The sequence below is a fragment of the Kordia sp. genome, from assembly GCF_022447245.1.
GTDB lineage: Bacteria > Bacteroidota > Bacteroidia > Flavobacteriales > Flavobacteriaceae > Kordia.
Genome location: NZ_JAKVBC010000005.1, coordinates 135,549 through 149,668, shown reverse-complemented (window position 1 = coordinate 149,668; position 14,120 = coordinate 135,549). Strand labels below are relative to the sequence as shown.

The 14,120-nt window shown below is 36.2% G+C and carries 6 protein-coding genes; all 6 read right to left on the bottom strand.

Translation table 11 applies throughout. The annotated features are described in order from the left end of the window. Positions 1 to 15 precede the first annotated feature (15 nt). Entirely contained in the window at positions 16 to 762 is a 747-nt protein-coding gene (locus MK119_RS05380; RefSeq protein ID WP_290671608.1) for a polyketide synthase, read from the bottom strand. Between the two features lie 10 nt (positions 763 to 772). Then, positions 773 to 1,543 carry an enoyl-CoA hydratase/isomerase gene (locus MK119_RS05375; RefSeq protein ID WP_290671606.1) on the bottom strand — a complete coding sequence of 257 codons (771 nt, stop codon included), beginning with the start codon at positions 1,541 to 1,543 and terminating at the stop codon, positions 773 to 775. After that, entirely contained in the window at positions 1,531 to 2,790 is a 1,260-nt protein-coding gene (locus MK119_RS05370; protein WP_290671604.1) for a hydroxymethylglutaryl-CoA synthase family protein, read from the bottom strand. Before MK119_RS05370 ends, MK119_RS05375 begins: the two co-directional genes overlap by 13 nt. A gap of 250 nt (positions 2,791 to 3,040) precedes the next feature. Continuing rightward, positions 3,041 to 7,069, bottom strand: coding sequence for an SDR family NAD(P)-dependent oxidoreductase (locus MK119_RS05365; RefSeq protein ID WP_290671602.1), 4,029 nt, complete (start codon positions 7,067 to 7,069; stop codon positions 3,041 to 3,043). Positions 7,070 to 7,133: 64 nt separating this feature from the next. After that, positions 7,134 to 13,895: an SDR family NAD(P)-dependent oxidoreductase gene (locus MK119_RS05360; protein WP_290671600.1), complete on the bottom strand. Its 6,762-nt coding sequence runs from the start codon at positions 13,893 to 13,895 to the stop codon at positions 7,134 to 7,136. Positions 13,896 to 13,904: 9 nt separating this feature from the next. Continuing rightward, positions 13,905 to 14,084: an acyl carrier protein gene (locus MK119_RS05355; protein ID WP_290671598.1), complete on the bottom strand. Its 180-nt coding sequence runs from the start codon at positions 14,082 to 14,084 to the stop codon at positions 13,905 to 13,907. Positions 14,085 to 14,120 lie beyond the last annotated feature (36 nt).

Below are 14,120 nucleotides of genomic sequence, written 5' to 3'. Positions count from 1 at the left end.
TCTTTTTCAAACAGATTATTGTCCAAAAAGTGTTTTGATGCGTTCTCTCACTTCTGGTTGCCCAAAAGTAATTTCGTGCATTTTTACTTCTTGTTGAATAATTTTTGGCAATTCGTTTCTCATCTCTTTCACTAAGTGATCTTTTAGTGCTATTAAAGACACACGTGGTTTTTCTGCCAAGCTTTTAGCCAGTTCATACGCATGATTCATTACTTCTTCACGTGGTAAAACTGTAAAAGGAATTCCACGGTTTTTGAGTTCTTCGCCACGATAGTTCCTTGCTGTTAACAACATTTCTTCAGCTAAGACGATTCCTAGTTTTTGAGGTAAAATATAGGTTGCTCCCATCCCTGGCGTGAAACCGTATTTCATAAAGTTTGTTGTATAAATACTTTCTTTACTGAGTATCACAAAATCTGCAAACAATCCCATGGCAAATCCTCCACCAATTCCATGACCTTGCATGGCTGCTATGACAGGAATTGGACAGTTGAGTGATAAACTATATAAATCAAAATCTGTAAATTTTGAATTTCCTTCCGAAAGCGTCATTAATTGATTTTGTGTACCGCCACTGGCAAAGTAGGTATCATAACCTGTGAGAATTACTGCTTTGTATTTTTGTTGCTTTTCTATGTATTGATATGCTTTGATAAGTTCATCCGTCAATGCCTGAGAAAATGTGTTTTTACTTTCTTTATCCTGCATTTTTATTTGAATGATGTCAACATTTATTTCTGCAAGTTCTACTACCGAATCCATATACTAATTTTTATTCCCACGGAAATTGCCCTGTCGTGACAAACCGTTTGATTTTATTTACATTTTCTTCATCTGAAAACACTTCTATATTGGCTGCTATGGCGTCTGCTTTCGCTTTTTCTGGTAATGAATCGAGTTTGTTCATATACTTTTTATAGCGAGCCACACCTGCTTTGTTCAATCTGTGGAGGCGTAATAAATGCTTTCGTAATAAGTTTTTAGAGTTTTCTTCACAGGCATCTGCCAATCCCCATTCTAGTGCAAGTTTTGCTGAAACTGGCTGCGTCATCATGGTGAGATAGTTTGCTTTGGCAAATCCCATTCTTCTTACAAGAAAAGGTAAGACGCATGCAGGCATTAACCCAAATAAAAGTTCTGACAGACTGAATACGGCTTTTTCTTCACATAAAACAATATCACAGGCAGCTACAAAACCAACTCCACCGGCATTTGCTTTTCCTCGCACATGTGCAATGGAAACAAACGATCCTGTAGCTAATTGAAGCCACACATCATATAAAGGTTCTGGAGTTTCTTCTTGGTTGCTTGTGTTTTCATTGATTGCTTTGAAATCAGCTCCAAAACAAAATACTTCTGGCAATCCCTCTACGACTACTATTTTGGCGGCAGTTTCACAAATTTCCAGTACTGTTTTAAACTCTTCGATCAAACGCTCATTAATCGTATTGTTTTCCTCAGGACGATAGATCTGTATGAAACAGATCTCATCCTTAAGTTTTACTTGTAATGTTTCGTATGTTGTTGTGTTTAAGATATCCATTCGTATTCTCTGTGAAATTCTTTAATTTCTTTTAAGAACAAAGTTTCTTTTCCTAATGCTTTTCTTGCTTGCGGAATAAAATCTTCGTCAAGTTTTGTGTTTCGGGTTCCAAATTTTACAGCATTACTGTTTACCAATAATTGCTCATATTCTTCCATCGTCATTTCATAGCGATTGTCTAACTTTTCTTTGATGTTGAACTGTTTCAAACGCTCCTGACCTTCTTTGTTGACAACACCACTAAAGAATTCTGAACAACATCCCGAACCATATGAAAATACGCCTATACGCTTTGGAGTATCAAAGTTTCCATTAGCAATAGTACTTACTAGTGATAATAAAGCTGTAGCTCCCATGATATTTGCCACACGTTGACAATAGTCTAACCCTGGCATTACTCTGCGTTGGAAATCTTCTTCAACTTCTTTTGGCTTCGTTTTGGTAAGTTTTCTCATGATATTTCGATGTGCTCCTTTTACCATACCTCCAAATGGTGCATGAAAAGCCAAGTAATCAAAAGTTGTTTTGTAGTCACATCCTTCTACTCTTTTTTCGTATTCTAAATATGCATTTTCGCAACAGTCTAGGTAGGATAGTAATGATAAATCTGAATCTCCTGCATCGCCATCTGCTGTTGGACGACAGGTATCCATAACTTCATATCCATAGTATCCTGTAGCGCCAACATCAATTTGAAAAATATGTGGTTGATCACTGACAAGCAAAGCCACACTTCCTGCACCTCCACTTGGTTCTGCAAATGACCAATCTTCTGTTAAAGCATTTCCACCTTCTTCTAACATAAATCGAGAAACATCTGTAGCAATTACCAATGCTTTTGCTCCTGGAGATGTTTGCGAAAGAATGAAGTTTACTGCAGTTTGTAAACCTGCGATTCCTGAGTAACATGCATTTTTTAATTCGAATAAACGGCAATTTCTATTCAAGCCTAATAAATCGTGAAAATATGTACTCATGGATTTCCCAAAATCGAACGCTGATTCTGTACAAGAAATCACCATTTCAATACGATCACGTTCTTCAGTACTCAATGCATCTATTAAAGGCTTCGCAGCGTTGACTCCATAGGTAATAGGATCTTCATACGGCAATGCAACCGTTTTTTCTTTCATTAGTAAATTTTCAAATCTAGTCATGTCCAGATTTCTATGTTCTGCCAATTTTTTAACGTCTAAACATGCTGATCCTGCATGTACGTTTATTGCTTCAATTCCAACTAATTTCATGTGTTTGGTATTTAATTTTGTCAGAGATTTTTTTAAATAGTTCTCTTTTTGTTTTGGTTATTTTTAGTTTATATTGAAGTGATTTAAACTTTTTTTATATGACTATAAATTGATCTTGTTTCGTCCTAATTTTGACTTTTTTTCCTGACTTAGCTAAGGCTATGTTACTCAAAAAAGGCTTCATTAGCCCAAAAAATCTCTAATTTTCGTTACAAAACAAAAAGTTTAAACCACTTCATGTTGTTTTCTTCTATTCGTATAGTAATTCCCAATCAATTATAGCGCCTTCTGTCCATAGTTCTGCTACTTTTTCGTGGTTGTTTTCTTTGATTAGTTTTTGGATGTATTCTCGTTGGGAATCATCGGTAGCTTTTGTTCCTTTTTTCTTTTTTTGATATACTGAATTTCGAAATACTTTCCCCGAAGTTTTTACTTCATTTTCATTAAGATATGCATCGATTTGATGTTCCCAATCTTTGAAAGAATCAGCAACAAAAGCTACGCGTTCTGGCATTTCAGAGCGTCCCGTTTGTAAGGTGTATGCTATACGTTCTAAGGTTTCTGAATTTTGTTCGACTTTTTGAATAAATTCTTTGTATTTAGCTACATAGTTGTTGAGCCCCATGGTGTCATTAGCAGAAACTACAAAGACCATTTTTTGAGCTGTTTCTACTTCTTTGTCTTCGATATCTAATGGATATGCATTGTATTCTTCAAGTATGATATGTGCATTTACACCTCCAAATCCAAAACTACTTACACCTGCCACACGTGGTTGCGAAGTTGTTTGTTCCCAATCACTGGATTGATGGGCAATTTTAAATGGAGTTCCTTCCAATTTTATGTATGGATTTACGGCGTCACAATGCAACGTTTTCGCAATTTTTTGATGCTTCATTTGAAGAATGACTTTTAGCAAGCCTACAACACCCGCTCCGTATTCTAAGTGTCCTATATTGGATTTGATACTTCCTATTTTACATTCGTGTTTTTCGGAAGCTATTAAAGTAGTTTCGGAAGCTACCATTTTTAAACCTTCAATTTCGATAGGATCGCCCAAAGGAGTTCCTGTTCCATGACATTCTACATAACTTATGCGACTGAAATCCATTTCTGCATCTTGTAAAGCTCTTTTGATCACTGCTGCTTGCGATTTAGGATTTGGTGCCGTTAACGAGTTGGCATGTCCGCCGTGATTTTCAGCGGTTCCTTTTACGACTGCATAAATGTTGTCACCATCTTTGATCGCGTCTTTTAATCGTTTGACCATCAACACACCAATTCCTTCTCCGCGAACATATCCATTGGCTTTATCGGAGAATGTTTTGCAACGTCCATCTTCGCAAAGCATTCCTGATTTTGAGAAACTTATATACACATCTGGTGTAAGCAATGCATTTACTCCACCAATAAAGGCTTGATCGCAATGTCCAAGGTTTATTGCTTCCATAGCGCGATGTAAAGCAACTAAACTACTACTACAAGCAGTATCAATTGGATTACTTGGTCCGTGCCAATCCATTAGAAAGCTGATTCTATTTGGACCTACAGATGGTACCATTCCTGTAGCTGAATACGCTTCAACAGGCATTGAACTGAGCAAGTGTACATAACTACTTGGACCACATCCCATAAATAAACCTGTATTGGTTCCTCTCAGTTCGTCTGGCGCATACCCTGCATCTTCCATACATTCCCATACATACTGAATCATTAATCGTTGTTCTGGTGACATGTACGTAGCTTCCGCAGGAGATATTCCAAAGAATAAAGGATCAAACCCTGCAATATCATCTACAAATGATCCCCATTTACTGATGCCTGGATAATCTTTCCAATTCCAACGATCTTTTGGTATTTCGCTGATCATATCTTTTTCACCAATAAGCATTTCCCAGAATTCTTCAGGATTGTTGGCTCCAGCAATTTTACAGCTCATTCCCACGATTGCTAGATCTTTATCACGATACTCGTTTCTATTTTTATATTTCTGTTTGAAACTACGAGCAAAAGAGGTGATATCGTCGTCATCTATTTCTTCGCTTTGTGTTTGTGCTGGTTCAATATTTTGTGGTTTTTCTAAAGCTGTCGTTTTTTCAAAAGTATTTAGATGATTTTCATGTAAGTATTCACTAAATGCATCGATACTTGTTGCTTCAAACAGTACAGTAGGTAATAGATTTAAGTTGAATTCCGCATTGAATTTGTTGATAAAACTTGAAAGTAAAATCGAATCGAATCCAAATTCAGACCAATCGGCAGTAGTATCCAATTGTTCTATTTTTCGTTTTAAATGCGCTGCCACTTGTTCTTTTACTTTTTGAGTTATTTCTTTTTGTAATGCATCCGTATTTGTATTGGTAGTTGCTGGCTGTGCTACTTTTTTCTTTTTCTTAGGTTTATTGAATAGATTTTTGATGTTTTTCTTACTTCCGTATAAAACTACTATCTGATTTTCAGTACTCTGTATAATTTGTTGTAATGCTTCCAAGCCTTTTTGTGCTGGCAATGGTTTTATTTTAAATACTTCATGAAGATTCTTTTTGGTTTCTTCGTCTAGTTGCATTCCATCACTTTCCCATAAAGGCCAGTTGATACTAATGCTTTTTCCATAACATTGTTGTGCTGCTACTTTTTGAGCTCTATTTGCCATATAGGCATCCATATAGGCATTTGCTGCAGCATAATCGGCTTGTCCTGCATTTCCTAAAGCGCCTGCAATGGAAGAGAATGTGATAAAATAATCAAGTTTTAAATGTGATGTCGCTTCATCTAAATAGTTTAACCCTTGTACTTTTGGTGCTAATACCTGCTCAATTTCTTTGGATGTCTTTTTGGTGATTAAATTGTCTGCATTTGTTCCTGAACAGTGAATGATTCCGTTGATATTTGTATGCTTTTTTATCAAGTCTTCTACTGCTTGCTCATTACTTATATCACACGAAATATAGGTAGCTTTTACACCTTTTGCAGTAAGTGAATTGATAAACTTTTTTCGTTCATTGGTTAGCGTGCTTCTTCCAACAAGGATTAATGAGGAATTCGTACTTTTTTCAGCAATGTCTTGACAGATTAACTTTCCTACACCACCAAGTGCTCCTGTGATTAATATTGTTTTACCATTTTCCCACACTTGTAAAGTACCGTTTGAAAAATCGGTTTCTACAAATGTTGTTTCTAAGACTGCATTAGCTATGGTAACTTTGGTTTCTAGCTTTGGATATTCAATAGTAGTAGTTTTTAGTAAACCAATAATTCCTTTCCATGAGGGTTTATCTTCAGGAATTTGTACTTCTATTAGATGATTTGTTATCTTTTTTTCAATTAACTTTTTTACCTCAGCAAACGTTGTTTGTACTAATTCCTCATAGCTTTTTGCACCTTTTATTACAGTGATATCATCTGTTTCTTCCTCAACGTTTTCGCTTGTTTCCCAAGTAGCTTTGTAATAAACCAATTGCTCTTCTTGAGCCGCAATTTCTATTTCGCGTGCTTGAAAACCTTTGATAACGACTTTTACGTCTCCATGCTCGTCAGACACGGTATAATCCATTCCTTCTTCCTTTTTTTCAATATAGGCTACCATTGTATCTGTGAGATCGCCGAAAACAAACGTATTTTTTACGGCAAAAGGCACCACATTGGCTTCAGGATTACTTGCCAAAGCGATTCCTCCTTGAATAATACTGTCTAACATTCCTGGATCCATTGCCATATTGCGTTGACTGGAATCTGGTAATGATAAATGAACTAGAGCTGTATTTTTCCCTATATGAATGGATTCGATTCCTTGATGACTAGGACCTAGAAATACTTCACGCTTCCGCATGTTTTCGTAAAATTTAGCTTTGGTTGGTCCTGCTTGATTGCATTCGTTTTGCAATTGCATAAGATCGAGTGTTTCTGTAATTGCTGCTGATTTTCGTATATCAGCTTTATTTTTTATCAAAGCTTTTGTTTGAAAGTGCACGCCTTGACTTGTCATGACTTCTACCCCAAATTCGCCAAAACTTCCAGGATATACTTTAGCTTCTACTTTTCTTTTTTGAGATACTAAAATTGCTTGTACAAAGACACTATCTTCTAGTACAATCATTTCATCTTCCAAAAGCGTAATTGAATTGGCTACAGCTGCTCTAGAAATTTCCAAGTATGCCATTCCTGGAAGAATTTTTTGTCCTTGGATGATATGATCTGCTAAGATAAGTTCGTTCCCAGTAAATTTTGACGTAAATACACCAATAGGATACGCTTCATTAGATGATTTAAATTTTGACATGGGTGTTTGTATATTTTTTAACGGATTGTTGTTAATCGATAATCGAGAGTTAAACTACTGACTATTATAGCGTTGCTACTTTCTCTTGAGCTGTAGTCGGTTGTACCGCTCTTGCATAAAAATTGTGTACTTGTACTAAAAGTGCTCCTTTTTTGTTGACGATTTTGATGTTGAATTTTTTAATATCGGATTGAACAGCTGTATCCGTATCTGCAAATTCAGCAATTACATAACAAGTAGATGTTAATGGTCGAATCATTTCTAATTCGTCAATGGCAAATGGTAAGTGTGCTTCTTTTATATCAGCGTTTGCTAATAATCCAGCCACCGTTTGCATAGCGCCATCAAAGATGCTCGGATGTAGTATGTAGCGATCAAAATCGGGGTTTAGTTTAGCGTCTAACGTTAATTTTGCCAGCGCATAGGTATCGCTTATATGTAATTCCTGAATTGTTTGAAACGCTTCTTTGTATGCTATTCCTGATTCTTTAAAGGAATCATAATACGCATGACTATCAATGGATGTATGACATTTTTCTTGCAATGCTGTAATTGCTATTTGATCTGTTTCTTGAGAAGTATTACGAGTATTTTCAAAAACGATTCGTCCTTCAGAATGTGTAACAAGCTCATTTTTATCATTCAACGAGCTTATTTGATAGTAGGTCGCATTCCCTTTTTGTTCTAAATAGGTTTGCACTGATTTTGAAGCATTTTCAAACGTTAATGGATGCATCCATACAATTTCTTTGATTTTTCTCGCTTTACGCTCACCAGCAATATTTCCACAAACAGTTGCCATTTCTATAAATCCAGCGCCAGGGAATACAGCTACATCATTGATTTTATGATCTTTTGCATAGTATTCGTTTGGATGTAATGAGGACTCAAAACCAATGCTTCGTAATGTTGATATGTTATGCGATACTAATGGATGTAAATTTACGCCAACAACCTTATTTTGTTTTTGTTGTACAGCTTCTGAAGTATTAAATTCTGTTATCCAGTAGCTTTCTTTAGCAAAAGGATAGGTTGGTAATGAAATTCGTTTTGGTTTTGTATGCGTATATAGTTTTTGCCAATCGACATCAGCACCTTCAATCCACATACCCGCAATTTCAGAAAGATTCTTTTTGTCTAATAAGAATTGAAGATATTCTTTTTCGTGCTTTGAGAATCGCTTTTTAATTGCGCCTTCTTCATGTTTGCTTTCATATGCATTTTGAGCAGGTTGATTGTTTCGCCAGCTCTTTAACTGTTGCATTAATTCTTTTCTGTCTTTGGCCAAGAAAGCTAATCGTTCGGACATTGCTTCTCGTCCTACTTGTAACGTGAAAGCAATATCGGATAATGCTTCGTTTTTATGTTTCCCTAAATAGGTAAGTAATTGATTTGTGTATTGCTGCAAACTTGCTTTGTTTTTAGCTGACAGTAAGATCAATTGCGGATCATTGTTGTTTTCTTGATTCGTTTTTTGTGGTTGTTCAAATTCTTCAATGACCAAACATGCATTTACGCCACCAGCACCAAAAGAATTGATCAGCGCACGCCTTGGTTGATTATTTATTTGTTTCCACGCAGCTACTTGATGTTGTAAGTAAAATGGCGTTGAAGAAAAGTCTATGTTTGGATTCACTTCATCTGAATTGATCGTTGGCACTAATAATTTGTGTTTTAATTGCCATAAAATTTTGGTTAATCCTGCAATTCCTGCTGCTGACTCTGAATGTCCCATGTTTGCTTTTACAGAACCTATAGCACAATATTGTTTTTCTGTCGTATTTTTTCGGAATGCATTCGTTAATGCTAGAATCTCTAAACTATCACCTAGTTGTGTTCCCGTTCCATGACCTTCTACATAATTGATTGTTTCTGGCGAGACTTGCGCATTTTGTAATGTTTGATCAATCAATGCTGTTTGAGAGTTCGGATTTGGTGCAGCATATCCATTTGAACTTCCACTATGACCATAGGCGCTTCCTTTAACGACTCCATAAATATGATCGTTATCTGCAATGGCTTTACTTAGTGGTTTTAATAAAACAGTTCCGACACCTTCACTAGGAACAAAACCATCGTCTCCCGCTCCAAAACTGTAATTTTTGTCACCCTTAGCAACCATTTGTTTGCTGCATAAAGAATGGTATTTTGATGGATGTAAATATAAGTTGACACCGCCAGCCACTGCTATTTTACATTCGTTCTTTTTTAAACTTTCACATGCCAGATGTATGGCGACTAATGAAGAAGAACAGGCCGTATCTACAGGCATACTTGGTCCTTGAAAATCCATTAAGTACGATACTCTATTGGCAATAGACCAAGGCAATGCACTCGCATTTACATAATTTCCTGTACTCCACGCATCCGTTGCTATAATATTATAGGTATTGGTGGTAGTTCCTACAAAAACACCAACATCGGCTCCTTTTCCTTTTTTATACTTTTCTCGAAGACTGTTTTTTGTATATCCAGCATCTTCAATCGCAGCCCAAACAGAGGTTAAAAACAGACGTTCTTGCGGATCCATCATTTTGGCTTCTTGTGCGGTAATTTTGAAGAATTTTGGATCAAATTTGTCAACATCATTTACAAATCCGCCCCATTTGCTGTACATTTTACCTTCCGCAGCTTTTTCAGGGTTTTCGTCATAATATCTATCTGAATTCCAACGTGTGTTCGGAACTTCTTCGATAAGATTTTTTCCTTTTTTTAGATGTTTCCAATAGGTATCAATATCATCTGATTTTGGATATTTTCCATCAATTCCAATGATTGCAATTGGTTCGTCATCTGTTAGTTCCTGTGATTGTATTATTTGCTTTGGCGCTTCAACTTTTATGATATCGCGTTTAACTTCTGCGGAAGTAAGGGTTGCCACTGGTGTGACAATTTGTAATACTTTTTGGAGTTGTTGTTTGGCTTCTACGTGTAAATGTTCTGCCAACTCTTTGATGGTTGGATATTCATACAGCAAGGTCTTTGGCAATTCGCCAAGATCATTTTCTAGGCTGATATTGATTTGACCAATGATAATGGAATCGATTCCAAATACATCAAATGGTTCTTCTATATCGATTCGCGAAGGTTCCAACTTGATTACATTTCCAATCAGTTCTTGAAGGTATGTTTGTGTTTTTTCTAACAACTCAGCATCTTTTATTACTGTTGTAACTTGTGTTGGCGTACTTTCTTCGGTTTTTGCTCCTTGTAGTATGTATTGTTGAATTTTTTGTCCGTTTCCGTACAATGCAATAGCTTGCGATACATCTGAACAAAGAAATTCTTCAAAATATTCAAGTCCAACTTTTGTTGAGATTGGATGAATTCCGATATGTTCTTTTCCTTGCGCTATATCACTTTCTGAAAGCGAAAAACCACCTTCTTCCCAAAACGGCCAATTGATGGAAAGCGTTTTTCCATAACGTACATTATTACTTGTCTGTTGATTTCTATGATTCGCAAACGCATCTAAAAAGTGGTTCGCAAATGCATAATCACTTTGTCCATAGTTTCCAAAAACTCCTGCAATAGATGAAAAGAGTACGAAAAGATCTAACTTCTCTTCCTTGCTTGCATTGTCTAAATGAATAGCTCCTAGGACTTTCGGGTTGATGACTTGCTGAGCTTCCGTCAGTGATTTTTTCAGTGTAAAATTATCTTTACTAACACCAGCACTGTGAATGATTCCGTTGATTTCTGAAAATTCTTTCTTAGTTGTCTTTATAAGTTTTTCAACGGATTCATAATTGGTCACATCTGCTTGTTGATATATCACTTTTGCTTGATAGGCGTTTAATGCATCAAGTCGTGCTTGTTTGGTTTTGTCTAATGCAGAACGACCAAATAGTACCAAGGTACAGGCAAAGTGTTTGGCTAAGTATTCACTGATGATACAGCCCAATCCTCCTATTCCTCCAGAAATGATGTATACTCCTTTTTGTTTTATCGGTAGAATTGCCAAGTTTCGTTGTACAGGCGAAAATGACTGTAGTGTTTTGGTATATCGCTCTGTTTTTTGTGCATTGGCAATTTTATATTTGATTTCGTTTTGTTGCCAAGTTTCTTCTAAAAATTCATTGGTAAGTATTGTTACTAAATTCTTTGAAGCATTTTGATTGCCTTCTATTTGGATTGTTTTGGCTTTGTATTTAGGATTTTCAAGTGAAAGTGTTTTGAAGAATCCGCCAAGTGCTTCTTGCAATGAATTTTCTATCGGTGTAGTGTTTTGACCAACAGAAATGATCTTTATGGCTTGCTTTGTTTTTAAACTCAATAAATTTTTACAAATATTGAAAAGCGCAAATATGCCTATCTGCATAGCATTCAACAGATCATTTTGATGTAATTTAGCTGCATGGTGAATGATATATATTGGTATAGCTTCTGAAGCTTCTAACTCAGTAATGAACCTTACTATGTCTTTTTCTTCTGTTGGATTTACCTCATAGTGCGATGAAGTCACTTTTTTGTATGCATCCGCTAGTTTTACATATACTACTTTGCTATTCTCTCCTAAATTAACTTGTTGCTGAAAGTTCGTGTAGAGTGTTTCTTCTGTGTCCAGAATTAATACCGTAGCATTTGCTGGAAAAGATAAATTTGTTTGTGAGTTGATTTCTTTAGCTTCCCAAGTTTTCGTGTAGTATAATTTCCCGATGGTTTCTGGCACTGCTTTTTCAACAGTTACCATAGTTTCTGATGTTGCTTTTGGCAAAAAATCTTGTTCAGAAATTTGTGGCCAATAGCGTTCTTTAGCAAATGGATAGGTTGGTAAGCTGATTCGATTTGGTTGTGCATCTCCGTAGAAATGTTGCCAGTTTAATTCAAATCCATTTGCCCAAACTTCAGCTAATTTATCAAAGGTTTTTTCTTTGATCCATGTATCAACAAGTGTGCTTAGCGTTGCATTATTTTCAAAAATGTCTAAAGCATTGTTGTTTTTTCCTTTTTGTTTTTGGAATACGTTTGGTATTTGTGCTTTCCCTTGAATGTATGCTTCAAATTTATCACAAAGCTCATCAATAGAAGTCACTACAAAAGCTACTCTTAGTCTTAATTCTTCTCTACCTACTTGCAAAGTAAATGCAATATCTTTTAGATTGAGAATCGATTTTTTAGCCGTTAATACTGTGTGTAAGTCTGTAACTTTTTGAACTAATTGTTCCTTTGTTCTTGCTGATAGTGGGACGATGACACCATCATTTTTTATGGCTGGTTTTGCTTTTACAGTAGCTGTGTTTTGTTGGTATTCTTCTATCACCAAATGTGCATTTGTTCCACTAAAACCAAAAGAGCTAATGGCTGCTCTGCGCGGTTTTCCTGCTGCTGTAGCGTTCGTTACCCATTCTTTTTGTTCTCGTGAGATATAAAATGGAGAATTGGTAAAGTCAAAAATGGAGTTTTCTTTTTCTACATTCAAACTTGGTACTAAGGTTTTGTGCTGCATACTCAGCAGTACTTTATGAATACTTGCTACTCCTGCTGCTCCCGAAGTATGTCCTAGGTTACTCTTCACAGAACCAATTCCACAGAAATTTTGTTTATCGGTTTTCTCTTGAAATACAGTTGCCAACGCTTCCAACTCAATTGGATCGCCTAGTTTTGTTCCTGTTCCATGTGCTTCTACATAACTAATGGTTTCTGGATCAATATTGTAACGATTATAGATTTCTCGCTCCAATTCTATTTGACTATTGACGCTAGGCGCTGTAATTCCATTGGTTTTTCCATCTTGATTGATTCCTGAACCAATAATGACTCCGTAAATATGATCGTTGTCGCGTTCTGCATCGGACAAACGTTTTAAAACAATAGTTCCCGCACCTTCTCCTGGTACAAATCCATTGGCGGAATCGTCAAATGTTTTGCATTGACCATCTGGTGATAACATGCCTGCTTGACACATTCCAACATAGGATTCTGGAATGAGATATAAACTTACACCGCCAGCCAATGCCATGTCAATTTCATTGTTTAATAATCCCTGACACGCTACATGTGTTGCTACTAGTGATGAAGAACACGCCGTATCAAATGGAATTGCAGGTCCTTTTAAATTTAGGAAATAGGAAATTCTAGCGGAACCAATTGCAAAACTATTCGCCGTAGTATTGATAGAACTTGAGCTTCCTTTTGCCATTAAGTGTGCATATTCATTACTCATGATTCCCATATACACACCGCACTTTTTGTCGCTCAAATTGTTTCTAGCATATCCTGCATCTTCAAATGCTTTGTAACTTTCTTCCAAGAATATGCGATGTTGTGGATCCATCGATTCTGCCTCTGCTGGAGAAATTTGAAAAAATAACGGATCAAAGTAATCTACATCATCCAACATTCCTAACCATTTACAGTATATTTTACCAGGTTTTGTAGGATCTGCATCAAAATATTTGCTTGTATCCCAACGTGATTTAGGAATTTCTCGTACTGAGTTTTTTCCTGCTTTTAAGTTTTCCCAGTATTGCTGTAAGTTTGGCGCATCTGGATACCTTCCAGAAATTCCCACAATGGCAATTTTCTCATCCTTAAATCCACTACTGATTTTCTCAACTTGTTTTTTCTTTGTCTTTTTCGTCAGTGTTGGAAATGAAGTCAATGCATTCAGTGATATACTTGACAGTGAAGCTGTTGTTTTTGGTGTGTCTAGTGTTATTGTCGGTTTCTGTTCCGTTTGTTCAGGCGTAATGATCGGTGTTGCTTTTACAATGGGTTCATTAGCAACCTTTTCTATATTGGAAGTGACTCCTGTCGTTGGTTTTTTACTTAACTCCTCTGCTACATAATTCGCTAATTGTTTTACGGTAGCATAATCGTACACTTTGGTAGATTAAAGTTCAAGATCAAATTCCTTATTGATGGTCTTAATCCATTCTACACCCACAATCGAATCTAAACCTAAATCTGTGAATGATTTTTCGGCATCAATCTCAGAAGGCTCCAAATAGAGCGCGTCTGCCAAACTCATGATCAGGCGTTTTTGTATTTGTGTCTTGGTTGGACTATTCATTTTATATGTTTTGATGAGAAATTCTCAGTTTATTTT